This window comes from Microvirga sp. 3-52, assembly GCF_018383585.1.
Taxonomy (GTDB): domain Bacteria; phylum Pseudomonadota; class Alphaproteobacteria; order Rhizobiales; family Beijerinckiaceae; genus Microvirga.
On record NZ_JAHAMK010000026.1, the window covers coordinates 21,884 to 46,815 of the forward strand.

General features: G+C 64.8%; 19 protein-coding genes and 1 pseudogene. 15 read left to right on the forward strand and 5 right to left on the reverse strand.

Annotation, left to right across the window (positions count from 1 at the left end; all coding sequences use genetic code 11):
• Nucleotides 1-8 precede the first annotated feature (8 nt).
• Together meaB and KHP60_RS18015 are read left to right on the forward strand one after the other, a co-directional pair.
• Entirely contained in the window at nt 9-995 is a 987-nt protein-coding gene (gene meaB / locus KHP60_RS18010) for a methylmalonyl Co-A mutase-associated GTPase MeaB (protein WP_213565716.1), read from the forward strand.
• A gap of 205 nt (nt 996-1,200) precedes the next feature.
• Nucleotides 1,201-1,992 (forward strand): DUF4239 domain-containing protein, encoded by a 792-nt coding sequence (locus KHP60_RS18015; RefSeq protein WP_213565717.1) that lies wholly within the window; start codon nt 1,201-1,203, stop codon nt 1,990-1,992.
• A 227-nt stretch (nt 1,993-2,219) separates the two neighbouring features.
• Here the strand turns inward: KHP60_RS18015 and KHP60_RS18020 are convergent, their stop codons facing one another.
• Complete coding sequence (locus KHP60_RS18020) at nt 2,220-3,233, reverse strand: asparaginase (RefSeq protein WP_213565718.1); 1,014 nt, start codon at nt 3,231-3,233, stop codon at nt 2,220-2,222.
• A gap of 169 nt (nt 3,234-3,402) precedes the next feature.
• On the opposite strand from KHP60_RS18020, the gene KHP60_RS18025 reads away from it, so the two are divergent.
• The 4 genes and pseudogenes from KHP60_RS18025 to KHP60_RS18040 form a co-directional block, all read left to right on the forward strand.
• Entirely contained in the window at nt 3,403-4,707 is a 1,305-nt protein-coding gene (locus KHP60_RS18025; RefSeq protein WP_213565719.1) for a UDP-glucose/GDP-mannose dehydrogenase family protein, read from the forward strand.
• Nucleotides 4,708-4,893: 186 nt separating this feature from the next.
• On the forward strand, nt 4,894-5,130 hold the full coding sequence (locus KHP60_RS18030) for an Lrp/AsnC ligand binding domain-containing protein (protein WP_009494007.1): 237 nt from the start codon (nt 4,894-4,896) through the stop codon (nt 5,128-5,130).
• Between the two features lie 85 nt (nt 5,131-5,215).
• Nucleotides 5,216-5,881: a DUF924 family protein gene (locus KHP60_RS18035; protein WP_213565720.1), complete on the forward strand. Its 666-nt coding sequence runs from the start codon at nt 5,216-5,218 to the stop codon at nt 5,879-5,881.
• Nucleotides 5,882-5,896: 15 nt separating this feature from the next.
• Nucleotides 5,897-6,148 (forward strand): annotated as a pseudogene (locus tag KHP60_RS18040) (winged helix-turn-helix transcriptional regulator); the annotation flags it as partial.
• Nucleotides 6,149-6,241: 93 nt separating this feature from the next.
• Here KHP60_RS18040 and KHP60_RS18045 read toward each other — a convergent pair.
• The 3 genes from KHP60_RS18045 to KHP60_RS18055 form a co-directional block, all read right to left on the reverse strand.
• A complete protein-coding gene (locus tag KHP60_RS18045) occupies nt 6,242-7,327 on the reverse strand; it encodes a transglycosylase SLT domain-containing protein (protein WP_213565722.1) in 1,086 nt (361 codons plus the stop codon).
• Between the two features lie 168 nt (nt 7,328-7,495).
• Nucleotides 7,496-7,942 (reverse strand): Crp/Fnr family transcriptional regulator, encoded by a 447-nt coding sequence (locus KHP60_RS18050; protein ID WP_009494010.1) that lies wholly within the window; start codon nt 7,940-7,942, stop codon nt 7,496-7,498.
• Nucleotides 7,939-10,656 carry an ABC transporter ATP-binding protein gene (locus KHP60_RS18055; RefSeq protein WP_213565723.1) on the reverse strand — a complete coding sequence of 906 codons (2,718 nt, stop codon included), beginning with the start codon at nt 10,654-10,656 and terminating at the stop codon, nt 7,939-7,941. The genes KHP60_RS18050 and KHP60_RS18055 overlap by 4 nt, the downstream gene beginning before the upstream one ends.
• 146 nt (nt 10,657-10,802) lie before the next feature.
• On the opposite strand from KHP60_RS18055, the gene KHP60_RS18060 reads away from it, so the two are divergent.
• The 9 genes from KHP60_RS18060 to KHP60_RS18100 all read left to right on the forward strand — a co-directional run bounded on the left by KHP60_RS18060 (nt 10,803) and on the right by KHP60_RS18100 (nt 23,425).
• Complete coding sequence (locus tag KHP60_RS18060; protein WP_213565724.1) at nt 10,803-12,077, forward strand: glycosyltransferase family protein; 1,275 nt, start codon at nt 10,803-10,805, stop codon at nt 12,075-12,077.
• Between the two features lie 20 nt (nt 12,078-12,097).
• Nucleotides 12,098-13,357, forward strand: a complete 1,260-nt coding sequence (locus tag KHP60_RS18065; RefSeq protein ID WP_213565725.1) for a glycosyltransferase family 4 protein — start codon at nt 12,098-12,100, stop codon at nt 13,355-13,357.
• Nucleotides 13,354-14,472, forward strand: coding sequence for a glycosyltransferase family 4 protein (locus KHP60_RS18070; RefSeq protein WP_311925173.1), 1,119 nt, complete (start codon nt 13,354-13,356; stop codon nt 14,470-14,472). The genes KHP60_RS18065 and KHP60_RS18070 overlap by 4 nt, the downstream gene beginning before the upstream one ends.
• A 14-nt stretch (nt 14,473-14,486) precedes the next feature.
• Nucleotides 14,487-16,421 (forward strand): glycosyltransferase, encoded by a 1,935-nt coding sequence (locus KHP60_RS18075; RefSeq protein WP_213565726.1) that lies wholly within the window; start codon nt 14,487-14,489, stop codon nt 16,419-16,421.
• Nucleotides 16,422-16,452: 31 nt separating this feature from the next.
• Entirely contained in the window at nt 16,453-18,318 is a 1,866-nt protein-coding gene (locus tag KHP60_RS18080; RefSeq protein ID WP_213565727.1) for an ABC transporter ATP-binding protein, read from the forward strand.
• A complete protein-coding gene (locus KHP60_RS18085) occupies nt 18,318-20,231 on the forward strand; it encodes an ABC transporter substrate-binding protein (protein WP_213565728.1) in 1,914 nt (637 codons plus the stop codon). Before KHP60_RS18080 ends, KHP60_RS18085 begins: the two co-directional genes overlap by 1 nt.
• Entirely contained in the window at nt 20,228-21,247 is a 1,020-nt protein-coding gene (locus KHP60_RS18090; protein ID WP_213565729.1) for an ABC transporter permease, read from the forward strand. Before KHP60_RS18085 ends, KHP60_RS18090 begins: the two co-directional genes overlap by 4 nt.
• A complete protein-coding gene (locus KHP60_RS18095) occupies nt 21,244-22,407 on the forward strand; it encodes an ABC transporter permease (protein WP_213565730.1) in 1,164 nt (387 codons plus the stop codon). The genes KHP60_RS18090 and KHP60_RS18095 overlap by 4 nt, the downstream gene beginning before the upstream one ends.
• A gap of 70 nt (nt 22,408-22,477) precedes the next feature.
• Nucleotides 22,478-23,425, forward strand: coding sequence for an acetamidase/formamidase family protein (locus KHP60_RS18100; RefSeq protein ID WP_213565731.1), 948 nt, complete (start codon nt 22,478-22,480; stop codon nt 23,423-23,425).
• On the opposite strand, the gene KHP60_RS18105 is transcribed toward KHP60_RS18100, so the two are convergent.
• Complete coding sequence (locus tag KHP60_RS18105; RefSeq protein ID WP_213565732.1) at nt 23,422-24,675, reverse strand: DUF763 domain-containing protein; 1,254 nt, start codon at nt 24,673-24,675, stop codon at nt 23,422-23,424. The two genes, KHP60_RS18100 and KHP60_RS18105, sit on opposite strands and share 4 nt — an antisense overlap.
• Between the last annotated feature and the right edge of the window lie 257 nt (nt 24,676-24,932).

Consider the following 24,932-nt stretch of genomic DNA (forward strand, 5'->3'; position numbering starts at 1 on the left):
GCTCTCCCATGACCGGGGGCTCGCACAGGAAAACGGACATCACGGCTGAAGCCGTCGCAGCAGGCGACCGGGCCGCGCTCGCGCGCGCCATCACCCTGATGGAATCGCGCCGCCCCGATCATCGCGAGGCCGCGCGCGCTCTTCTGCAGGAACTGATGCCCCGCACCGGCCATGCGGTGCGCATCGGCATCACCGGCGTTCCCGGCGTCGGCAAATCCACCGCCATCGATATGCTGGGCTCCATGCTCACCGAGAAGGGGCACAAGGTCGCCGTGCTCGCGGTGGATCCCTCCTCCACGCGCACCGGCGGGGCGATCCTCGGCGACAAGACCAGGATGGCGCGGCTTGCCGCCGACCCTAATGCCTTCATCCGCCCCTCCCCGTCCTCCGGCACGCTCGGCGGTGTCGCGGCCAAGACGCGCGAGACGATGCTGCTCTGCGAGGCCGCCGGCTTCGACGTGATCCTGGTCGAGACCGTGGGCGTGGGCCAATCGGAAACCGCCGTCGCGGATCTGACCGACTTCTTCCTCGTCCTCATGCTGCCCGGCGCGGGCGACGAGTTGCAGGGGATCAAGAAAGGCATCCTGGAGCTCGCCGACATGATCGCCGTCAACAAGGCGGACGATGCGGGCATGAAGGCGAAGGCCGCCGCCGCCGAGTACAAGGCTGCCCTGCACATCCTGGCGCCCGCCTCGGCCACCTGGACACCGCCCGTGCTCACGGTCTCGGGCCTGACCGGACAAGGCCTCGACGAACTCTGGATCAAGGTTCTGGATCACCGCAGGCGCCTGGAGGCGACAGGAGAGCTGATGGCCAAGCGCCGGGCGCAGGACACGAAATGGATGTGGGCGCTCGTTCATGAGCGCCTCCACGAACGCCTCCATCACGATCCGGCCCTGCGTCGGCGCGTGCCCGAGATCGAGAAGGCCATCGCGGACGGTACCCTGTCGCCCAATGCCGGGGCGAGCGAGATCGTGAATCTGCTGGGGATTTAGCCTGCAGCTCTATCCATTCGTCATCACCGGCGTTGTGCCGGTGATTCCGATGGGACGAGCGCCGCGCCTCACCGGATCGGGATGGCCGGCACAAGGCCGGCCATGACGTGGAAGGGGCCTATCCGTAATTCCACCTGATCTCCGTCCTGAAATCCGCTTCACTCTGCAGTGAGCAACCGTCAGCCGCGAAGAAGCGAACCGCGTCGTGATCGATAGGCTGCATCAATTTCCCATCGTGACGGGCGCAGTGATCGTCTGCCTCGTCTTCCTGGTGCCGACCCTGATCGGCTCGGCCCTGCTGCAGCCCGCTGTCGGGCGCCTGCTGCGGGACGAGCGGGATCCGAACACGGTCGTGGGGCTGCTCCTGAATGCCTTCTCGCTCTATTACGGCGTGCTCCTGGCGCTGCTCTCCATCGCGGTGTTCGAGAATTACGGCAAGGCGCAGGATGCGGTGGGGCGCGAGGCGTCCAGCATCATCGCCCTCTACCGCACCTTCAGCGGCTATCCCGAACCGATCCGCACATCCCTGTCCGACAATCTTCGCCAGTATGTCGACGAAGAAACGGGACCGGGCTGGGCTTTCCAACGGCGCAATCAGGCCTCGACACGCGGGACGCTGCTTGTCGACCAATTGAGTCGTCAGCTCCTCCGCTTCAGGCCCGATCGCGCTTCAGGTGAAGACCTGATTCATCAGGCGGCCTTGCGGATCTTCGAGGATTTCGTCGAGCAGCGCCGCCTGCGCATTCAGGCGGCCGGGACCAGCATTCCAAGGGTGATCTGGGCAGTGGTCATCGTCGGCGCAGCCCTGAACGTCTTCATTCTGTGGCTGTTCGACCTGAAGCGAACGACGCATTTCATTCTCGGCGGCGTGCTCATGATCTTCGTGGGCCTGGTCGTCTACATGGTCGGCGTGCTCGACCGGCCGTTCCACGGCGCCCACGGCCTTCAACCGGGCGACCTCGTCCATGCCCGCCAGCAGATGAACCCGCGACCGTGAGCCACTGCCGATCAAACTCTGACCTCATCCTGAGGAGGTCGCGCAGCGACCGTCTCGAAGGAGGATCCAGCGCATTCTGGAGGCGCCCTCTCCTTCGAGACGCCGCCTCCGGCGGCCCTCAGGACGAGGGCTCGGGAATATGCTGATTTGGATCCAAGCTCCGGTGTGCACTCGTCATCAGCGCATCATGTGAAGCGCCGACCGCGTTGCCATTCGAGCAGGATCCGCTAAGCCGCGCCCTTGATCTCCGCCGAGACGCGGATCTGTCCGACCTCGACCCCGTTCCAGTTCTTGAGCACCGGCTGGGCCAGCGCTTCGACAGCGCGACGCTCCTCGGTGTCCAGGTTGAGGAAACGGAGGACGAGCCCGGCCATCATGACCTCGGCCGCGCGGGCATTGCCGTCCTCGATCTTCAGGGCGACGCCGTAACCGAGTTCGGGCAGGGACGCGCAGTAGACGCCTTCGGCCCCCACCTTCACGAAGGCGCGCTCGCCGAGGATCTCCATCAGCCTGGTGTCGAAACGGCCGGTGCCGGCGACCATGAAGGGATGCCGCGCCACGGCCTTGCGGATCCGGGCCGAAGCGGCCCTCCCGTCACCCGGCAGCCCGCTTCCGGTGCCGAACCGCGCAAAGCCGAAAGCGAGCGAGGGAAGACGGATTGCATAGGTCGGGATGGAGCAGCCGTCGATGCCGCTCTTCTCCACCGTATGGCAGGCGCCGGTGATCTCTTCCAGGGCCTCGCGCACGCTTCGCTGCACCGGATGGTCCGCCAGCACATAGCCCTTCGGGTCATGCCCCACGCCACAGGCGAGGCAGACGAAGCCCGCATGCTTGCCCGAGCAGTTGTTGTGCAGGGCACTCGGGTTTCCGCCGCTTGCAGCCAGCGCCCGGTTGGCGGCCTCGCCCATGGGCCAGTGCACGCCGCATTCGAGGCAGCCGACATCCCGTCCGGCCTTCGTCAGCATGGCCTGGGCGGTCGCCGCGTGTTCCGGCTCGCCCGAATGGGACGCGCAGGCGAGCGCGATCTCCGCGTCGGTCAGGCCGTACTTGTCCGCGATTCCGCTCTCGACCAGCGGCATGGCCTGGAGCGCCTTCACGGCGGAGCGCGGAAAAACGCGCCGGTCCACATCTCCAATCGACAGAACCGTGGCCCCCTCGGCATCAACCACCGAGACGCTGCCCCTGTGGCGCGACTCGATCAGTTTGCCGCGGGTGACCTCGACAAGAAAAGGATTGTCCATCAATGCCCCGTTCAAAAAGCGGCGGAGTTGTGGAGGCACTTGTCCCAGAAGTCAAAGGGGGCATTGTTGCAATAGCCAGGAAAACTGCCCCGAAATCGCCAGACGCCACAGCTTGCTGCGAAGCCCTGGCCACACTAAACCCAAGTTTCGGACAATCAGGGAGTTCTCGATGCGTGTCGCGATGATCGGAGCGGGCTATGTGGGCCTGGTCTCCGGCGCCTGCTTTGCGGATTTCGGCCACGAGGTCTGCTGCGTCGACAAGGATCCGGCCAAGATTGAGGCTCTCAACCGGGGCGCCATCCCGATCTTCGAGCCGGGCCTGGACGATCTCGTGGCCAAGAACGTGCGCGAGGATCGCCTGACCTTCACGACCGATCTGTCGCAGGCGGTCCGGAACGCTCAAGCGGTCTTCATCGCGGTGGGCACCCCGTCGCGGCGCGGCGACGGCCATGCCGATCTGTCCTACGTCTACCAGGCCGCCCGCGACATCGCCGCCACCATGGACGGCTACACGGTGATCGTGACCAAATCGACCGTGCCCGTGGGCACCGGCGACGAGGTGGAGCGCATCATCCGCGAAACCCGGTCTGATGCGGAGTTCGCCGTGGTGTCGAACCCGGAATTCCTGCGCGAAGGCGCGGCGATTGCCGATTTCAAGCGCCCGGACCGCATCGTCGTGGGCACCGAGGACGAGCGCGCCACGGGCGTGATGACCGAGCTCTACCGCCCGCTCTACCTCAACCAGTCGCCCCTGCTCACCATGTCCCGGCGCACGGCGGAGCTGACGAAGTACGCGGCCAACGCGTTCCTGGCCACCAAGATCACCTTCATCAACGAGATCGCCGATCTGTGCGAGCAGGTGGGCGCCAACGTGCAGGACGTGGCCCGCGGCATCGGGCTCGACAACCGCATCGGGTCGAAGTTCCTGCATGCCGGGCCGGGCTATGGCGGCTCCTGCTTCCCCAAGGACACGCTGGCCCTGATCAAGACCGCGCAGGATTACGAGGCGCCGATGCGCATCGTCGAGACGGTGGCGGCGGTCAACAGCCAGCGCAAGCGCGCCATGGGCCGCAAGGTGATCGCCGCTTGCGGCGGGTCGGTGCGGGGCAAGACGGTGGCGGTGCTCGGGCTGACCTTCAAGCCCAACACGGACGACATGCGCGATGCGCCCTCCATCGATGTGATCACGGCCCTGCAGGATGCGGGCGCCCGGGTGAAGGCCTATGACCCGGAGGGGATGCAGGCGGCCCGATCGGTGCTGACGGACGTGGCTTACGCCAAGGACGCCTATGACTGCGCCCGGGGTGCCGACGCCCTGGTGCTGGTGACCGAGTGGGACACGTTCCGGGCGCTGGACCTCGCCCGCCTGAAGGCGACGCTCGCCGCCCCGGTGGTGGTGGACCTGCGCAACGTCTACCGGCCCGAGGAAATGCGCCACCACGGTTTCACCTATGTCAGCGTCGGGCGGACCTGAATCCCGGCGTTCCGTGTCATTCCCGACAGTCGGGACCGGAAAGGGAATCTGCTGATCCGCGTTATCCCCGGTGGCCGCAGGCCGGGAACGACACCGTGGATGATCGAGCCGGGAGGTTCTCACCGGCACGGTCCCGTGCCATATCTCCCTGACGATCGAATTCCAGACGACCTCTCGGAGCCCCCCATGCAGACTTTCTTCGTCGAGATCAAATGCAAGCTCGGCAAGACCTACGCCGTCGCGAACGCTCTTGCCGACCGGGAAATCGCGTCCGAGATCTATTCGACGGCCGGCAATTACGACATCCTGGCCAAGTTCCACGTGGACGACGGGGTCGATATCGGCCATTTCATCGCCGAGAACGTCCAGGTGATCCCCGAGATTGCCGACACGCACACGATCATCACGTTCAAGGCGTTCTGAGCTCCCTGACCGTTTTCAGGTGCTTCCAAGCACACCACGGGGATTCCACCCGAGATAATATCGACGCTCCTTCAAGGAGGAGCCGATGTCATCACATATGGATTGGCGCAGGGTCTACGACTTCTGGTTTCCGGTCGACCTTTCGGATTCCCATATCGCGGCACACTGGCAGATGATGGCCTGGTGGATGCGCGGCGGGGCCAATGCGGAACTCCACCGGTTCGCTCCCCTGGTTCACGCGGCCAAGGCCGGTCAGCTCGATCACTGGGCCGGAACGCCGCTCGGGCGGTTGTCGCTGATCATCGTTCTCGACCAGTTCCCGCGCGGGTTGTTCGCCGGCACGCCGGAGGCCTATTCCTCCGACCCGGACACTCTGAGGATCGCCGAGGAAGGGCTCAGGAACGGGCACTACGATGCCCTGACCAGCCCTTACGAGAAATTCTTCCATTTTCTGCCCCTCGCCCATGCGGAGGGACCGGACCACGTGGACCGGATGCGGCGCATCGTGGCCATCTCGGAGCGGGCCATCGAGGACGCTCCCGAGCATCTCAAGCCGGTCTGGCAGTTCTCCCTCAGCCAGGCCCAGGCCAATTTCGACGTCATCTCCCGCTTCGGCCGCTTCCCGCACCGCAATCCGGTCCTCGGACGCGCCTCCACGCCGGAGGAGCTGGCCTATCTGGCCAAGGGCGATTTCGTGCACACCCGCTCGCTGCCCGCGTCGGCGTCTTCGGCCATCAGTGCGATCGGATGATCGGGGAAGGGGCAGATGCGGTTCAACGAACTGCGCCGCCGGATCGAGGGTCTGTCGCAGAAGATGCTCTCGCAGACGCTCAAAAGCCTCGAGCGGGATGGGCTGGTCAGCCGCAAGGCGTTCGCGACCGTGCCGGTCACGGTCGAGTACAGCATCACGCCGCTCGGTCACACCCTTACATCCACGGTCGACACCCTCCGGATCTGGGTCGAAACCCATATCGGAGAGGTCGTCGACGCGCAGAAGCGCTATGACGCAGCGGCCTGAAGCTGGGAAGCGGAAGGATCGAGCGGAGACGTTCCTCGCTGCTCGTCGAGGGCAGAGCCGCCGAACGCGAGCGGCAGCGCCAGAATTCCGTTCTTACTGGATGAGCGGCTCGGCGACGGCCGTCCGCTCCGTCTGGCGGGAGATCTCGGCCAGGTAGGGGCCGATGCCCTCGTAGCGGTCGAGCCGGCGGACGATCTTCGTGTCGATCTTGTTGTAGAGTTCCGCCACGCTGACCGAGCGGCGCTTGCGACCCTTGCCTTCCGTGAACAGCCCGGCATTGGCCTTGGCGGCCTTCGGGAAGAGCTTGGACGCCTTCATGTTCGGGTCCTGGTCGAGGACTTCGAGGAACCGGACGGCGCTGGATGCGCCGAGGAAATGGGCCAGGTAGAGCTCGGCCTCGGCCAATTCCCGTTCGCCTTCGGCCTGAAGGGCGCGCTCCACGTCCTTGATCAGCTCGCCGGCCATGAGAGCGGAGAAATAAGGATCCGTCCGCAGGCTCATGATCCACTCGCGGTGCTTCGCATCCACCTCAAGCTCGCCATTGACGTAGCCGATCGCTTCCGCGGCAGCGCCGAACCCGTAATCGGCGGCATGGTGGTAGACGGTTTCGATCCACGTGCTGTCGATGAACTGGAACAGCCCCTGGGCGGACGAGGTCGGCGCCTTGGCTTCCGGCGAGAGGCTCGATTCGACGTCGGCCAGGGTCATCATGTAGACCGGGTCGACCCCGGTCGCGTGGGCGGCCTTGAGGATGGAATGCACCAGCCAGCGTGGAATGGTGCGCCCGTTGAACGGAATCAGCTCGTCCGGATCGCCGGCCGCCTCATCCTGCATCTCCTGAGGCGCCGGCTTCACGGCCCGCGGCTTCTTGAACGAGAAGGCACCGTCGAGGATGGCCTTGAAGAGGCTTGGATCCCTCATCAGCTTCGGGGTGAAATCCATGGAGGCCGTGAGGATCGAGCCGGTGGAGATCGGCTGGGAGGCGGAAGCGGCGACGGGTCTGGCCAGCAACGCGCTCGGGAGGGTCGCCACGGCCGCCGGTCCGGCGGCGAGACCCTGGAGCCCCAAAATCAGGCCCGCGGTCAAGGTCAAGTGAAGGAAACGGCGGCGAAGTCCGGACTCGCGCACATCCGCAACAGGCTGCGGAACTGCGCACAGCAGCGTTCTCGCGTTACTCATCATCACTTATCCCGCAACAGCCCGACCTGATGGCTGGGCCTTCCCTTGTTCTGAGACAAGGGTTGACGGGTAGATGTGACGAGAATCGGTCAGCTTGGCCATAAGAAGTAGGATTTTGCTAACCTTAAGCGGCATTTCCCCCGAAAAATCTCAGGGTTGACCGGAAATTCAGGATGAGGACTGTGCGACAAGCTGTGCGTTCGTCCGCTCGAGGCGCTTCGCCAGTTCCCGCATGATCGCCAGGGACATCTGGGGAAACTGGGCGAGAAGCTCGAGAAAGACCCGCTTGTCGATTCGCAGGGCCGTGGTCGGCTCGGCCGCCATGATCGTGGCGGAGCGCGGCGTATCCGACAGGATGCCCATCTCGCCGACAAGGGCGTTGCTCCCGAGTTCGGCCACCTGGATGTCGCCGCCGGGGGTATTGAGGAGCACGCTCGCCCGGCCGTCGAGGATCACATAGGCGGCGTCGGACGGATCCCCTTGCGAGAAGAAGCGCTGTCCGTCGGAGAACTGCACCCGCTCGCTCGTGAAGGCGAGAAGTTTCAGGCGGGCCGGATCCACATCCCGAAACATCGGCACCTGACGCAAGGACTGAACCTCGGTCTCAAGGGTCATGCCACCTCTCCTGCTACTCTCTGCGCGGCATCCGGCTCGGGCTTGGGAGGCCTGAGATCCGGAGCGGCCGTCTTTTCTGTGATGATCTGTCCATTGCGGAAGCGCAACTGAACATCGAAAGCGCCTGCCTGTCGATCATTCGGAAGGACCATGAACAGGCTTTGTTGATCGAGAAGCTCCAGCAGCAATTCGAGCAGTTGCTGACCGCGCGCCTCGTCGAACGCTGCGAGCGCCCCGTCGATGACGAGAATGTCCGGGCGCTTCACCAGGCAGCGCACGAGATTCACGCTCGCCCGCTCCTCAGGCGCCAGAAGCCTGCCCGCCGCGCCGACCTGATAATCGAGGCCGATCCGCTCGATGTCTTCGAGCAGATCGAGCTCCCGGACGACCGTCCCGACGGCTTCGGCGACCCGGGCGCGCGCATTGGCGACCTGATAGCTGACGCGCCCGAACAGGAGATTGTCCCTCAACGGCGCTGCGGCGCAGTAATGCTCAGGGTCGTAGAAATCCACCCCCTCGGCGGACTTCCCGAGAACCTCCCGGACGAGGCCGCGCGCCTCGACGATCCGCTCCATCAATCGGCCGTCGAGGAGCCCGAGGCGGTGCCGGGCCTCGATATAGGCGAGCGGAAGGGCCAGGAGCCGTGTCCGGTCCTCCCGTCTCAGATTGCCCTCGCCCCGGCCATGCCGGCGCAGAATGGCCTCGAATTCCGACAATTCCTCAGCGCCGATGAAGGAAAACTGTTCGAAGAGCGAATGGCCGGGGGGCAGCCCCTCGAAGATTTCGGTCATGGTCTCTGCGATCTGCAGGCCCATACGGACGAGATCGTCGGTCAGACCGGCCCGGTCGATGGCGCTGCGGAACTGGCCGTTCTCCGCCAGATTGCGGCCCTTGAACTCCTCCGAGATCGGCACCCCGAAGAGCAGGTTCTCGGCAACGGTGGCCTGGCTGTTGTAGCGCGCCGGATCGAAGGGCTCGACAAGATCGGCCATGCCGTTCGACTGGAACGTTTCGCGCAGGCGTCGCCGGGCCTCGACGACACGCTCGGCAAGGGCCGTGTGGCGTTCGGGATTGATCCTGCCCGCAAGGCCGAACAGGTAGATCGTGTCACCCATGCCGACCCGGTCCAGCAGGTCGAGGAGGATGCGATCGAGATCGCTCTCGTCCCTCGCGCCGACGCGCTCGTAATCCACCCATTGATCGGCGATGCTTTCGACCGGATTTCCCGTTCTGATCGCCTCGGCGATCCGGCGATCCATCTCCCGCTTCTCTTCCTGGATCCTGCCCAGAGGCTTCGAGCGGAGGCCGTAAATCAGATTGTCTCGGATGCTGCCGGGGAAGAGAATCGGATCGACGCCCGCATAGGCGATACGACGCCCCACCACGGAGATCGGGAGCTGCGTCAGATCGCGCTTGCCGATACGGATCTGTCCGCTGAATTCCGACGTGCGCCGGGCGATGATGCGCGCCAGCATGCTCGCCGCGGCGCCGCCATTGGACACCAGCGCGACGCTCGCGGGGAGATCGACGGCGAAGGCGCCTCCTTCGATGATCATGTCGCCATGGGGGCCGGCCACGCGAACGTCCTCGGCCACGAAGGGACCCGCCAGCGGCTGGTCCTCCTGCGCCTCCTCGGCGGCTTCGAGCGGAGGTGCGAGCCGCTCCTCGGCGAAATGCTGGGTGACCTGATCGTATTTCACCTGAACGTCGAGACGCTGCTGGTCCCAGTCGATCAGTTCCTTCAGAGGCGGCGGCAGCTCGCGATAGGCGCCGATGACGGCCACGAGCTGACCGATGTCGAGAGTGCCGCGCAGGGCGAAATAGCCGCCGATGGCATAGAAGAAGAAGGGCGTCAGCTGCGCCAGGAAGTTGTTGAGCGATTTGACGAAGAATTTCCGGTTATAGATCTTGAGCCGGATGGTGAAGAGATTGAAGAGGCGCTCACCGACCTCGGCCCGCTCCCAGCCATAGCTGTTGTGGACGTGAACGACCTCGATGCCGTCCTGGACCTCCGCGATGCGGCCCGCCAGTTGCCGGGAGGCGATCTGCCGCTGCCTTCCCAGGCGAAGCAGCTCCCGCCGCAACCGCGGAATGATCGTGAACTGTATGGCAATCACCGCCAGGGCGATCAGGCCGAGCCAGACGTTCTGGATCATGATGAAGGCGAGCGCCGTGATGGCCTGCATGCCGAGGAAGATCGGCGTGATGAAGGCATCACCGATGAAACCGCCGATGGGCTCGACCTCATCCTTGATGATCGTCGCGGTCTCGGATGCTTTGACGGTGCGCAGGGCATCCGGGGTGAAACGGAGCATCATGGAAAACAGGTCGAAGCGCATGCGCCTCAGCATCCGCTCGCCCAGGATGCCCTTGGCGACGTTGATCCAGTACTTGAAGGCTCCGTTGACGATGACGAAGAACAGGAACACGGTCGAGAGGCCGAAGAGCAGGCCGAGCCGGCCGACCTGAAAGCCCTCGAAGATTTCCAGGGTGCCGCCCCCGAGCCATCCCGGCCATTCGAGGTTGAGATGAAGGAAGGGAGCCGTCGTATTGCCGTCCCTGAAAGCCTCGCCCTGGATGGCCTGGTTCACGATCTGGCGAGGCAGATCCAGGGACATGAAGTAGAACGGCAGGGAAGCGAGGACTACGGCGCAGACGATCAGCTGGTCGCGCTTGGAATGTGTCCAAATATACCTAAAGAGGCTCTTTTCCATTGCCCAACGGTTACCACTTCTGTACGCCTGGATGAACCTCTTTCCGATCTCGGGCAACGCCTTATTTGATCGATAGGGACCGTAGAAGGTAGAGAAGGCGGATGGGTCGTCAATCGACCCGCCGGCCTTATCGTAGGGGCAGCCCCATGGCAGACCTGGTGAAGGACTTCGATCAGGACGCAGGTCCGTCCCCGGTGCAGCCCGTGAGCAGCCGTGGAACGAGAGTCCTTATCTACAGCCATGACACCTTTGGCCTCGGGCATCTGCGACGCTCGAGGGCGATCGCTAATGCGATCGTGCAGGACCGGCCGGACACCTCTGTCGTCATCATCTCCGGCTCACCCGTCATCGGCAATTTCGAGTTCGACAGCGGCGTCGATTACATCCGCATCCCAGGGGTTACGAAGCTGCCGGACGGGGATTACCGCAGCCTCAACCTCAATGTGGAGCTGGACGAGGCGGTGGGCCTGCGCCAGGCCCTCATTCTCCAGGCCGCCAAGGCTTTCAGGCCGGACGTGTTCATCGTCGACAAGGAGCCGACGGGTTTCCGCGGCGAGGTCGTGCCGGCGCTCGATTACCTCAAGGCAGCCGGGTGCCGCCTCGTGCTCGGCATCCGCGACGTGATGGACGAGCCGGCCCTTCTCGTGCCGGAATGGGAGCGCAAGGGCGCGAAGGAAGCCCTGATCCGCTATTACGACGAGATCTGGGTCTACGGCCTCAAGGACGTGTATCAGCCGCTCAAGGCCCTGGACCTGCCCCCGTACGTGGAACAGCGCATCACCTATACCGGCTATCTGCGCCGGGACGTGCCGCCGACCCCGTCCCTGACCCGATACCCCAAGATCACGAAGCAGCCCTTCATCCTGGTGACCACGGGGGGCGGCGGCGACGGCGACGACCTGATCGACTGGGTGATCTCGGCCTACGAGTCCGATGCGGAGCTCGAACAGCCGGCGCTCATCCTGTTCGGCCCGTTCATCGACCGGGACATGCGCCGTTCCTTCGTGGAGCGCATCGCCAAGCAGCCGAAGCTCGATGTGATGTCCTTCGACAACAAGATCGAATGGCTCATGAAGAAGGCGGACGCCATCGTGGCCATGGGCGGCTACAACACCTTCTGCGAGGCCCTGTCCTTCGACAAGCGCACGCTGATCGTTCCGCGCACCCGTCCCCGCCTCGAGCAACATATCCGCGCCGTCGAGGGCGAGCGGCTCGGGCTGGTGAGCATGCTGAGTGACTACAAGAAGCCGCGGACGCCTGAGCGCATGGCCGCCGCCCTGCGCTCCCTCTCGTCGCAGCCGCGTCCGTCGGAGGTGATCGTCCCGGGCCTGCTCGACGGGCTCGACCGGGTGCAGGAACGCCTGAAGGCTCTCGCGACCAAGGCGCCGTTCGCCACCGCGTATCATCAGGCGGCCGAGTAATCGCATCCATGCTTCCTTCGATGACAGCCCGACGCATCGCGGTCGTCGTGAAAGGCTATCCACGCCTCTCCGAGACCTTCATTGCCCAGGAGATCCTGGCTCTCGAGAAGCGCGGCCTGGAGCTCGAGATCTGGTCGCTCCGGCATCCGACGGAACGGGCCGTTCATCCCATGCACAAGGCGATTGCGGCCCGGATCGCCTATCTGCCCGAGTATCTTTACGAGGAGCCGCTGCGCGTGCTGCGTGGCGCCCTCTGGAGCCTGGGCCGGAAAGGCTTCGGCCCCACGCTCAGGGCCTTCTGGCGCGATCTGAAGCGTGATTTCACCGCCAATCGGGTGCGCCGCCTCGGCCAGGCCTTCGTGATGGCCCGGGAGATGCCGGGGGACGTGCGGCATCTGCACGTGCATTACCTTCACACGCCGGCATCCGTCGTCCGGTATGCCGCATTGCTCACAGGGCGCAGCTGGACCTTCTCGGCCCATGCCAAGGACATCTGGACGACGCCCGACTGGGAAAAGCGCGAGAAGATGGCGGAAGCCCTCTGGGGCGTGACCTGCACGGCGCAGGGAGCCGGCAATCTTCGATCGCTGTCGCAGCCTGAACGAGTGTCGCTCGTCTACCACGGGCTCGATCTCTCCCGCTTTCCTTCGCCGCCCGAAAGCCGCCCGGTCCGGGACGGATCGGACCCGCTCGATCCGGTGCGCATCGTGTCCGTCGGGCGCGCCGTGGCGAAGAAGGGTTTCGGCGATTTGATCCAGGCGCTCGCAGCACTGCCGCAGGACCTCCATTGGCGCTTCGCCCATGTGGGCGGAGGAGAACTGCTCAACAGCCTGAAGAAGCAGGCGCAGGAGGCAGGCATCGCCGACAAGGTGGCCTTCCTCGGCTCCAAGGCCCAGCCCGACATCATCGCGCTCCTGCGCGATGCGGACCTTTTCGTCCTGCCCTCGAAAGAGGCGAAATCGGGTGACCGTGACGGGCTTCCGAACGTGATCATGGAGGCGGCGAGCCAGGGGCTCGCCATCGTGGCGACGGACTTTGCGGGCATTCCCGAATTCATCCGCAACGACGTTGAAGGCCAGCTCGTGCCGCCGGGTAACTGGGAGGCCTTGTCCAACGCGCTCAACATCCTCGCCCGTGATCCGGAGCGCCGCAAAGCCCTTGGCGCGGCAGCCTTTTCGCGCCTGCGGCAGGACTTCTCCATGGAGGGTGGGATCGACGTGCTGGAAGCCCGTCTGCGAGCCGCGACGGAGAACCCCGAGAGAACACCGGAGCGGGTGTGACGATCTCGCGGCCTGTGGCGTTCTACGCTCCCTTGAAGAGCCCGAGCCATCCGCTTCCCTCGGGCGACCGCACCATGGCCCGCCTGTTGATGAAGGCTCTCGAACGGGCAGGTTATTCGCCGCTCCTCGCCAGCGAACTGCGGACGCTCGACAGGACAGGCGACCGCCAGCGTCAGGAGAGCCTCCGGGAGCAATCGCTGGAGGAGGCCGATCGCCTCATCGCCCATTACAGGGCGCTGCCTGAAGGGATGCGGCCCTGCCTGTGGTTCACCTATCACGTCTACTACAAGGCTCCGGACTGGATCGGGCCGCTGGTCGCCGACGCGCTGGGCATCGCCTATGCGATCGCCGAAGGATCGCGAGCGGCCAAGCGCGCGCAAGGACCTTGGGCTCTCGGGCACCAAGGGGCGGAAGCGGCGCTCGGCCGGGCCGATGCGATCCTCGTCATGACGGCCCATGACCGGGAGGCTTTGGAGGCGGCGCGACCGCAGCATCAGGTTCTGGTGGACCTGCCGCCGTTTCTGGACCTGCAGGAATGGCCTGCATCGGGCTCTCGTCCCTTGCCCGTAGCCGAACCGCGCCTTCTCACCGTGGCGATGATGCGCCCGGGCGACAAGCTCGCCTCCTATCGCATTCTCGCTGCGGCCCTGGACCGGCTGCGGCACCTGCCCTGGACCCTCGATGTCGTCGGAGACGGCGAGGCGCGGGACGAGGTCGCACGGCTCTACTCGCCCTTGGCGCAACGCGTGCGCTTCCATGGGCAGATCGAGAGCAAGGCCAACCTGAAAGCGCTCTATGAGGCGGCCGATCTCCTGGTCTGGCCTGCCGTCAACGAGGCCTACGGCATGGTGCTGCTGGAGGCGCAGGCTCTCGGTTGCGTGGTGATTGCGGGCGCCTATGGCGGCGTCCCCAGCGTGGTGCGGGATGGCGAGACCGGAATGCTGACGAGGCCCGGCGACGTCATGGCCTTCGCCGATGCGTTGAGCGAACTCCTGCAGGACCGGGAGCGGCTGCGGGCGCTCGGCACCAGTGCGTCTCGCTTCATCAAACATGAACGCGATCTCGATCATGCCGCTTTGCGCTTGCGCAATGCGCTCGCAGCGCTCACGGATTAGAGGGGAGAAAGAGTTTGCGCGTCCTGATCGCCGTCACGCATCTGCTGGGAGCGGGCCACCTGACGAGGGCCGCCGCCCTGGCGCGGGCTTTCGCGCGAAAAGGGCACGAAACGATGCTTGTGTCGGGCGGAAGCCCCGTCCGCCTGTCCGATCTCGCGAACGTCACCTTCGTTCAGCTGCCGTCCGTGCGCACCATTGGGACGGATTTCAGAACACTGCTCGGCGAGGACTTCGAGCCCGTCGACGCGGCCTATCTCGAAAGGCGCCGAACCCTTCTGCTCCAAGCCTTGAAAGCCGTCCGGCCCGACATTCTCATTACCGAGCTTTTTCCCTTCGGTCGCCGCGTTCTCGCGGATGAGTTCTCGGCCCTGCTCGATGCCGCGCGCAGATCGAGCCCGCGCCCGCTGGTTCTGTGCTCGATCCGGGACATCCTGGTGCCCTCCTCCAAGGCGTCCCGGATCGCCGAAGCGCACGAGCGCGCGCTTCGCGACTACGACGCCGTACTCGTCCATGGCGATCCGGATCTGCTGCCTCTGGAGGCTTCATGGCCGGTGGACGAGCGGATCAAGCCGCTCATCCACTACACAGGCTATGTGGACGAGAACGACGGCTCTGTCCCGGCGTCTCGCAGACATGGAATCGTGATCTCCGGCGGATCGAGCGCAGCGAGCCTGCCGCTCTTCCGGACCGCTCTTACGGCGTCACGGGAGATCACCGATCGGCCCTGGCGCATCCTCATCGGCCGGGGTGTCGCGGAACCCGACTTCCTCGCTCTCCAGGAGGTTGCCCCGGCTCACGTCGTCGTCGAGCGGGCGAGATCCGATTTCCGGGCCCTGCTCGCCGGGGCCGAGCTCTCCGTGAGCCAGGCCGGATACAACACGACAATCGACCTCCTGCGGTGCCGGGTCCGATCGGTTCTCGTCCCCTTCGAGGCGGGCCATGAGACGGAGCAGCGCCTGCGCGCCGAGCGCCTGACGGCGCTGGGGCTTGCCGAGATCCTGCCCGAGACGGACCTGTCATGGCAGAATCTGGCCAACGCGATCCGGCGCGGGCTGACCAGGGCGCCCTCCCCGGCTCCATCCATATCAATCGACGGGGCCCGGCGGAGCGTTGTCGTGGCCGAAAGCCTCGTGCATTCCAGGCCCGCGCTTCACCGGACCACCGACTGGTCGCCTCTCGACCGGGCCCTGGACCGGGCCGAAGATCAGGGCTACCCGGTCCGCGTCTGGTGGCGGGACGACGATGCGGTGGCAGACACACCCCAGCTCGACCGGCTTCTCGGTCTTGCCCGCCGGTCCTACGCCGGGATCGGCCTTGCCGTCATTCCTGAAGGCATCGATGCCTCGCTCGCGATGCGTCTGGCGGACGAGCCGAAAGCCGTCGCTCTCGTCCATGGCTGGAGCCATGCCAATCATGCTCCCGCCGGCGACAAGAAGGCGGAGTTCGGCCCTCACCGTCCCCTGGAACTCATGGTGGCGGAGGCGGAACAGGCTCTCCATGCGGCGCGGGAGCACCTCGGATCGAGGCTCCTGCCGGTCTTCGTGCCGCCCTGGAACCGCATATCCCCGGAAATCGTCGCTCACCTGCCGCATTTGGGGTTTCGGGGACTATCCACCTTTATGGACCGGAAGGCTGTCCATCCCGTCACGGGACTTGTCCAGATCAATACCCATGTGGATCCCATCGATTGGCACGGCACGAGAAGCCTGGCCGATCCGGCTCTGATCGTTGCCAGTCTCGCCAGCGCGATCGAACGACGATCGGCCGGCAAAGCGGATCGCGACGAGCCGATCGGGCTTCTGACGCATCATCTCGTCCATGACGAGGTCATCTGGTCGTTATGCGAAAGGCTTATCGCACACCTTGCCGCGAGAGGCATACGTTTCATGTGCCCTGATGAGTGTTTCGGCATGGAAACAAAATTGCATTTGAGATCTAATGGGATTTGATGCGTTATGCTCATAGTTCCTGGAGGAGCATATGGAAGCGCCACTCCTGTCGGTTCGCGAGCTGACAGTTGATTTCAACACCGATGCCGGAAACTTCCGGGCCGTCAACGGCCTGACGCTCGACATTCCCAAGGGGAAGACCGTGGCGCTCGTCGGCGAGTCCGGCTCCGGCAAATCGGTGACGGCGCAAGCCATCCTCCAGATCCTGTCGAAGAAGGCCAGGATCACAAGCGGCTCCATCGTGTTCAACGATCCCAGGGGCGGCGCAGCCATCGACATCGCGTCGCTCCCGCCCGAGAGCGACGCGATGCACGCTCTGCGCGGCGGACGCATCGCGATGATCTTTCAGGAGCCGATGACGTCCCTGTCCCCGCTGCACACCATCGGCGACCAGATCTCCGAGGCGCTGATGATCCACTCGGATGTGGATCAGGCCAAGGCGAACCAGAGCACCATGGACGTGCTGGCCCGGGTCGGATTTCCCGATCCGAAGCGCGCCTTGAAGACCTACCCGTTCGAACTCTCCGGCGGATTGCGCCAGCGCGCCATGATCGCCATGGCGCTCATCACCCGCCCGGCCCTGCTGATCGCGGATGAACCCACGACGGCGCTCGACGTAACCACGCAGGCGCAGATCCTGGATCTCATCAAGGAGCTTCAGGTCGAGACCGGCATGTCGGTGCTTCTCATCACGCACGACCTCGGCGTCGTCGCCAATGTGGCCGACGAGGTGGTGGTGATGTATCGCGGGAGGATCATGGAGGCCGGCTCCCGGGAGAACATCTTCCGCAACGCGCAGCATGCCTATCTCCAGGCACTCATGCGCGCAGTCCCGCGCTTCGCCATGGAGGAGAACGAGCGCCTGACCCCGATCCGGGAGGTGACGAGTTCAACCCTCGCGTCGGCCAACGCGCCTGAGCGCGTTCAGCCCAAGGGTCCCATCCTGAAGGCCGAACACCTCACCAAATGCTTCACCCTTCGGTCGGGCTGGTTCTCCGGCAAGGCGCAGGACATCCGCGCCGTCAGCGAGGTCGATCTGGCCCTTCCCGCCGGCAAGACCCTGGGGCTCGTGGGCGAATCCGGCTGCGGCAAGACCACCGTGTCCAAGATCATCATGCGCGCGCTCAACCCCAATTCGGGCCGCGTGCTCTTCGACGACGGCACGGGACCGAAAGACGTGCACAAGCTGGAAGGAGATGCGCTGACCGCCTATCGCCGTTCGGTACAGTTCATCTTCCAGGATCCGTTCTCGTCCCTCAACCCGCGCATGACGGTCTACGAGCTTCTGACCGAGCCCCTGCGCATCCACGACATCGGCACCTCGGACGAGCGCTATGAGCGCGTGAAGCAACTCCTCGACATGGTCGGGCTCGATCAGCGCTCGCTCAGGCGCTATCCGCATTCCTTCTCCGGCGGCCAGCGACAGCGCCTCGGCATCGCGCGTGCGCTCGCCCTCGAGCCGCGCGTCCTGCTCTGCGACGAGCCGGTCTCCGCGCTGGACGTGTCGGTGCAGGCGCAGGTGCTCAACCTGCTCAAGGACCTGCAATCGGCCCTCGGCTTGTCCTATCTCTTCGTCTCCCACAACCTCGCGGTCGTGGACTACATCGCCGATACCATCGCGGTCATGTGCCGGGGCTATATCGTCGAGGAGGCGCCGAAATCCTCCCTCTTCCGCAACCCGGTGCATCCCTATACGCAGGCGCTCCTCGCCGCCGTGCCGGATCCGGATATCGACCGGCCGCTGGATTTCGCCAAGCTACGAACCGGTCGCTTCTCGCAACCGTCGGAATGGCCCGAGCCCTTCCGCATCAAGCCCGGCGAGTTCGGACTGATGAAAGAGATCGAACCTGGTCACAAGGTTCGCGTGGGGCACCTGACAGCCCAGGAGGCTGCGTGATGCTGCTCAAGATCCGGACACGATCGCTCGTTCTTGCCGCCGCCCTCGGCTTCCTGGCCCTGCCCGCTGCGGCGCAGGACTTCAAGGACGCTCCTTTCTTTGCCGATCAGCTGAAGGAGAAGAAGCTGCCGCCGCTCGCGGAGCGGCTTCCGAAAGTGCCCATCGTGGTCGACGCAGCGGGTCAGTATGGCGGCGATATGGTCACCCTGGTGCCGCGGCCGCGCGATATCCGCTACATCTCCACATTCACCTATACGCGGCTCGTAGGCTACGACAGGAATCTCCAGCTCCAGCCCGATCTCCTGGAAAAGTTCGATAACGAGGACGACCGGGTTTTCACATTCACCCTGCGCCCCGGTCATCGCTGGTCGGACGGCTCTCCCTTCACCACGGAGGATTTCCGCTACTATTGGGAGGATGTGGCGCAGAACGCGGATCTCTCGCCGGCCGGACCGCCCGAGTTCATGATGGTGGACGGCAAGCCTCCACGCTTCGAGATCCTCGATGAGCGGACGTTGCGCTACACCTGGGACAGGCCCAACCCCCGCTTCCTGCCGCAATTGGCCGGGGCGCTCGATCCGGGCATTTATCGGGCTTCCGCCTATCTCAAGCAGTTCCACGCCAAATACGCGGATAAAGCCGCACTCGACGAAAAGGCGAAGCAGCAGAAGCTGAAATCCTGGGCCGCCTTGCACAACCGCGTGGACGACATGAAGGAGCAGACCAACCCTGCCCTCCCCACGCTCATGCCCTGGCGCGTCATCACGGCGGCACCGGCCAACCGCTTCATCTTCGAGCGCAACCCCTATTACCACCGGGTCGACAGACAAGGGCAGCAGCTGCCTTACGTCGATCGGCTCATCATGGACGTATCGGCGAGCGGTCTTTTCGCCGCGAAGGCCAATGCGGGAGAACTCGACCTCCTGTTCCGCGGCCTTTCCATGAGCGACATCCCGGTTCTGAAGGAGGGCGAGAAGGCAAAGGGTTACTCCACCCTGCTGTGGCCCTATGCGCGCGGCACCGAGCTGGCCCTTTATCCCAACCTCAACACGGTGGATCCCGTCTGGCGCCAGCTCAACCGGGACATCCGCTTCCGCCGCGCCCTGTCGCTCGGCATCGACCGCAAGACCTTGAACAACGCGCTGCTCTTCGGGCTCGGCACCGAGGGCAACAACACCATCGTGGCGGAAAGCCCGCTCTTCTCACAGGAGCTGCGCACGACCAATGCCGACTACAATCCGGGCGAGGCTTCCCGTCTGCTCGACGGGATCGGCCTGACGAAACGCAACGGCGCCGGCATCCGCCTGCTTCCCGATGGGCGCGAGCTGGAGATCATCGTCGAAACCGACGGCGAGAGCACCCTCGTGGTCGATGGCCTGACCCTGATCGGCGAGTTCTGGCGCGAGATCGGCATCAAGCTCTTCGTGAAGCCGCAGGACCGCACCGTTCTGCGCAACCGCTCCTATGCAGGGCTGACGGTCATGGTGGCGGCCCCTGGTCTCGACAATGCAATTCCCACCGCGATCATGCCGCCGACCGAGCTTGCCCCCATGCGACAGGACAATTACGCCTGGCCGAAATGGGGCCAGTTCGCGGAGACCAAAGGCAAGAACGGGGAACAGGTCGACATGCCGGAGGCCCAGCGCCTTCTCGACCTCTATACGACCTGGATGAACACCGGAAACCGCGACGTCCAGAGGGACGCCTGGACCGAGATGCTGCGCAACCATGCCGAAAACCAGTGGGCCATCGGCACCATCTCGGGCGCGCTGCAGCCCATCGTCGTCCGCAATGGCCTGCACGGACTTCCGGCCAAAGCGCTCTACAGCTGGGAACCGACGGCCATGATCGGGATCTATCGCCCGGATGAGATCTTCTGGAACAAAGCCGCCGGCAAAGAGGCCCGTCGATGATCCGTTTCCTGTTGCGTCGCATCGTCACCATGGGAGTGACCCTGCTGATCATTTCGGCCCTGGTCTTCTTCATCATCAAGCTGCCGCCGGGCGACTTTCTGTCCAATCAGATCGCCGAACTGAGAGCGCAGGGAGAGTCCGCCTCCATCGCGAAGGCGGAGTTTCTCATCAAGCAGTACGGCCTCGATAAACCCGCCTGGCAGCAATACCTGGTCTGGATCGGCGTCATGCCCGGACCGAACGGATTCTCCGGCTTGCTGCAGGGCGACTGGGGATGGTCGTTCGAATACGACAAGCCGGTCGTGGACGTGATCGGCGATGCCCTGTGGCTGACGCTCCTGGTCAATTTCGCCGCGGTGATCTTCATCCATGTCGTCTCGATCCCGATCGCGATCTATTCGGCGACGCGGCAATATTCCATCGGCGATTATCTGGCCACCTTCATCGGCTATATCGGGCTCGCGACCCCGAGCTTCCTGCTTGCCCTGATCCTGCTCTACTACATGAACCGCTGGTTCGGAGTTTCCATCGGCGGGCTCTACGATGCGCAATATGCGGGCGAGCCTTGGACCTGGGCCAAGATGCAGTCCCTGCTCTCGCATCTCCTGGTCCCGACCATTGTGATCGGCCTCGGCGGCACGGCGGCGATGATCCGGCGGATGCGCGCGAATCTGCTCGACGAGCTCGGCAAGCAATATTACGTGACCGCGAAGGCGAAGGGCCTGGGCCCCACCAAGGCCCTGCTGAAATATCCCTTCCGCATGTCGCTCAATCCCTTCATCGCCGATATCGGCAACCTGCTGCCGCATCTCGTGTCCGGGTCGGTTCTGGTCTCGCTGGTGTTGAGCCTGCCGACGGTCGGGCCGATTCTCCTGAGTGCGCTGAAAAGCCAGGACCAGTTCCTCGCCGGCTTCATTCTCATGTTCGTTGCCGTGCTCACGGTGGTCGGCATGCTGGTCTCCGATCTCCTGCTGGCAGGACTCGATCCGAGGATCCGGATGGGAGGCGGGCGATGAACACGGCTCTCCCCTCGAAGCGCCACTACGTCGACCCGGCGCCCTTCGATCCCGGCAAGACCGAGCCCGTCGGCGCCGAGAGCGAGAGCTTTTACCGCGCCTCGTCGTGGCAGCTGATGTGGTGGAAGTTCCGCCGCCATAGGGTGGCGGTGGCGGCGGCCTTCGTGCTGCTCGCCTTCTACGCTCTCGTGCCCTTCGTCGAGGTGATCGCGCCCTACAATCAGACCAAGCGCCACGGCGACTTTCTCTATGCACCGCCGCAGGGCATTCATCTGATGCACGAGGGGCGCTTCATCGGGCCCTTCACCTATCCCTACACCTACAGCTTCGACCTGGAGAGCTTCCGGCGCGTCTACACCGTCGACGCCTCGAAGCCTCAGCCGATCCGTTTCCTGTGCCGGGGCGATGCCTACCAGTTCTGGGGCATGTGGGAGATGGACTTCCATCTCGCCTGTCCTCCGGAAAACGGCACCATGTTCCTGCTCGGCACCGACCGTCTCGGGCGCGATCTGCTCTCGCGTATCATCTATGGCGCGCGGATCTCGCTCACCATCGGCATTGTCGGCATCGCCGTGTCCTTTACGCTCGGCCTCTTCTTCGGCGGCCTCGCCGGCTATCTCGGCGGCTGGGTCGACCACGTGATCCAGCGCATGATCGAGATCCTGCGCTCGCTCCCGGAGCTGCCCCTCTGGCTGGCGCTCTCCGCCGCCCTCCCGGCGAACTGGAGTCCGATTCTCGTATTCTTCGGCATCACGATCATCCTCGGCCTTCTCGACTGGCCGGGCCTGGCGCGGGCCGTGCGCTCGAAGCTGCTCTCGCTGCGCGAGGAAGATTTCGTGAAGGCGGCTGAGCTGATGGGCGCTTCCAAGCAGCGCATCATCGCCCGCCACCTCATCCCGAACTTCATGAGCCACCTTATCGCCTCGGCGACCCTTTCGATCCCCTCCATGATCCTCGGCGAAACGGCCCTCTCCTTCCTAGGGCTGGGTCTGCGCCCGCCCGTGACGAGCTGGGGCGTGCTGCTCAACGAGGCGCAGAATCTCGCCGCCGTGCAGCTTCACCCCTGGCTGCTCTTCCCGATGGTTCCGGTGGTGATCGTGGTGCTCGCCTTCAACTTCATGGGCGATGGCCTGAGAGACGCAGCGGATCCTTATCACTAGGCAGGTGATCTGTTGCCCTTGAGGCATGGGAATGCGAGACATCCTCCTTCAGCAGTGTCGGAGGTGTTTCGTGGCCGAATACAGGATTGATGCGTCCCCCGAGAGCGTTCACTGGGGCTATTTCGATGCGAACCTCAAACCGCTGCTGACGCTCGATTCCGGCGACACGGTCACGATCTCGACCGTGTCGGGCGGCCCCGAGGCGATGCCGAAGGCCCCCTTCATGATCCCGCAGGCGCTGTCGGACATCCATGCGGCCCTCAAGCCGAAGCTGCCCGGCCATATCTGCACGGGCCCGGTTGCGGTGCGCGGCGCCAAGGCCGGTCAGGTTCTGGAGGTGCGCATCAAGGACATCGAGCTGCATTACGATTGGGGCTTCACCTATTCCGCACCGCAGAAGGGCGCCCTGCCCGACGATTTCGACGAGATTCATTTCATGACCATCCCGCTCGACCGCGAGCGGATGACCGGCCGGATGCCATGGGGGCTCGATCTGCCCTTGAGGCCCTTCTTCGGCGTCATGGCCGTTGCACCGCCCGCGCCCTGGGGCGCGCTCAGCACCCTGCCGCCTCGCCGCAACGGAGGCAATCTCGACAACAAGGAACTCGTCGCGGGAACGACCCTCTACCTGCCGGTCCATGTGGATGGCGCCCTGTTCTCCGTCGGTGACGGACATGGGGTCCAGGGCGACGGCGAGGTCTGCGTGACGGCCATCGAAACCGGTCTGATCGGCACGTTCGAGCTCCATCTGCGCGAGGACATGCATCTCACTTGGCCCCTGGCCGAGACTCCCACGCACGTCATGACCATGGCGTTCGATCCGGATCTCGACGACTGCGTCGTCATTGCCCTGCGCGACATGATCGACCTGATCGTCGCCCGCACCGGCATCACTAAGGCGGAAGCCTACGCTTTGTGCAGCCTCGCGGCGGATCTGCGGATCACGCAGGTGGTCAACGGCAACAAGGGCGTCCACGTGATGCTCGACAAGACCCTGCTGCAGAAGGCGCAGCGTTAAGCGGTCCCGTCCGGCGGCGGCTCGTCTCCGAAGATCGAGCGGCCGCCATAGGAATGCGACGTCGCCCGCTCCTGCCGGATATGCTCCTCCACATCGGGCCCCGTGGCGTGGCGCTCCAGCTGGCGGGCCTGGTCGTCCAGACGCCTGAGGGCGAAAAGCTCCTCCTGCTGCCCGAGCATCGCCTTCTGGACCGCCGATTTCAGCACCCGGATGGTTTCATCATAGACCCGCACCGGCACCGGATACGGGTGCCGGTCCTTGCCGCCATGGGCGAAGGAGAAGCGGGCCGGGTCGCTGAACCGGCAGGGCGTGCCATGGACGACTTCCGCCACCATGGCGAGAGCCTGCACGGTGCGCGGCCCCACGCCGGGGGTCATCAGCAGATCGGGAAAATCCGCAGCCCCGCGATCGGCCGCCGCCGCGAGGCTCCCGTGCAGGCGGCGCAGCACCACGTCCTTCGGTCGAACGTCGTGATGCTCCGGCATCACCAGATGGGGCAGCAGGGGCTGCGGGCTCACGGCCGGCGCCGTATCCGCTTCGCGCTGCTCGAGCGCCAGGAATTTGCGGGCGACACCGTCGGGTCCCAGGGTGTCCAGGATCTCGATCTGAGCCCGGCGTGATGCCTCGGCCCGCCGGTCGGTGAGATTGACGATCGTGCCCTGGCCGACGCCGTCGATGGCCGTGTGCGGTTCGTCGACGAAGCTTTCGAGATCCTCGGACAGCCAATGGTAGCGGCGCGCCTGCCGGCGCCCATCGTTCATCCCTTGCTGGACGACCGCCCATTTGCCGTCGTCGGTGACGATGAAGCCATGGAGGTAGAGGTCGAAGCCATCCTGGATGGCGGCGCTGTCGACCTTCGCCACCAGCCGGCTGGCATTCGCGAGTGCCATTCCGTCGAAACCGACGCGCTCGCCGATGGAAACCAGTTCGTGAGGCGTCTGCCGCGAGTGCCGCCCGCGCCCACCGCAGACATGGATTCCGAGCTCTTTCGACAGGGGCGTCAGCCCGCGCTTCAAGGCGCCGATGACGCTGGTGGTGATGCCGGAGGAATGCCAGTCCATCCCCATCACGGCTCCGAACGACTGGAACCAGAACGGATGGGCGAGCCGGCGCAGCAGCTCGTCCCGGCCGTAATGGTGCACGATGGCCTCGCTCACCACGCCGCCGAGGCGCGTCATCCGGTCGGCCAGCCATTTCGGCACATGGCCGGAATGCAGCGGCAAGTCGGCGCTTCCGGCCCGTTTGGCCATTAGGCGATGTCTCCTCGGAGCTCGGATGTTACAGCGGGTTCTATGCCAGATCTGGACTTGTTGGTCACATCCAGGGCCCGTCATTTGGTGACAAGATTAGCGCAATGAGCCCTCCTCCTCGTGGGGAGGAGTTGGAGGCGGGGGCGTGAGCGCCACACTGGTCCAGCTCAGCGCCAGCACCCCCACCCTAGCCCTCCCCGCAAGGGAGAGGGAAGATCGTTGAGTCTCCCAACGAAAAAAGGCGCCTTGCGGCGCCT

Excerpts from the sequence above, each read along its gene's own strand:
- meaB (WP_213565716.1), top strand. The coding sequence starts at position 9 with ATGACCGGGGGCTCGCACAGGAAAACGGACATCACGGCTGAAGCCGTC.
- KHP60_RS18020 (WP_213565718.1), bottom strand. The coding sequence starts at position 3,233 with ATGGACAATCCTTTTCTTGTCGAGGTCACCCGCGGCAAACTGATCGAG.
- KHP60_RS18025 (WP_213565719.1), top strand. The coding sequence starts at position 3,403 with ATGCGTGTCGCGATGATCGGAGCGGGCTATGTGGGCCTGGTCTCCGGC.
- KHP60_RS18030 (WP_009494007.1), top strand. The coding sequence starts at position 4,894 with ATGCAGACTTTCTTCGTCGAGATCAAATGCAAGCTCGGCAAGACCTAC.
- KHP60_RS18035 (WP_213565720.1), top strand. The coding sequence starts at position 5,216 with ATGTCATCACATATGGATTGGCGCAGGGTCTACGACTTCTGGTTTCCG.
- KHP60_RS18045 (WP_213565722.1), bottom strand. The coding sequence starts at position 7,327 with ATGAGTAACGCGAGAACGCTGCTGTGCGCAGTTCCGCAGCCTGTTGCG.
- KHP60_RS18050 (WP_009494010.1), bottom strand. The coding sequence starts at position 7,942 with ATGACCCTTGAGACCGAGGTTCAGTCCTTGCGTCAGGTGCCGATGTTT.
- KHP60_RS18055 (WP_213565723.1), bottom strand. The coding sequence starts at position 10,656 with ATGGAAAAGAGCCTCTTTAGGTATATTTGGACACATTCCAAGCGCGAC.
- KHP60_RS18060 (WP_213565724.1), top strand. The coding sequence starts at position 10,803 with ATGGCAGACCTGGTGAAGGACTTCGATCAGGACGCAGGTCCGTCCCCG.
- KHP60_RS18065 (WP_213565725.1), top strand. The coding sequence starts at position 12,098 with ATGACAGCCCGACGCATCGCGGTCGTCGTGAAAGGCTATCCACGCCTC.
- KHP60_RS18080 (WP_213565727.1), top strand. The coding sequence starts at position 16,453 with ATGGAAGCGCCACTCCTGTCGGTTCGCGAGCTGACAGTTGATTTCAAC.
- KHP60_RS18085 (WP_213565728.1), top strand. The coding sequence starts at position 18,318 with ATGCTGCTCAAGATCCGGACACGATCGCTCGTTCTTGCCGCCGCCCTC.
- KHP60_RS18090 (WP_213565729.1), top strand. The coding sequence starts at position 20,228 with ATGATCCGTTTCCTGTTGCGTCGCATCGTCACCATGGGAGTGACCCTG.
- KHP60_RS18095 (WP_213565730.1), top strand. The coding sequence starts at position 21,244 with ATGAACACGGCTCTCCCCTCGAAGCGCCACTACGTCGACCCGGCGCCC.
- KHP60_RS18105 (WP_213565732.1), bottom strand. The coding sequence starts at position 24,675 with ATGGCCAAACGGGCCGGAAGCGCCGACTTGCCGCTGCATTCCGGCCAT.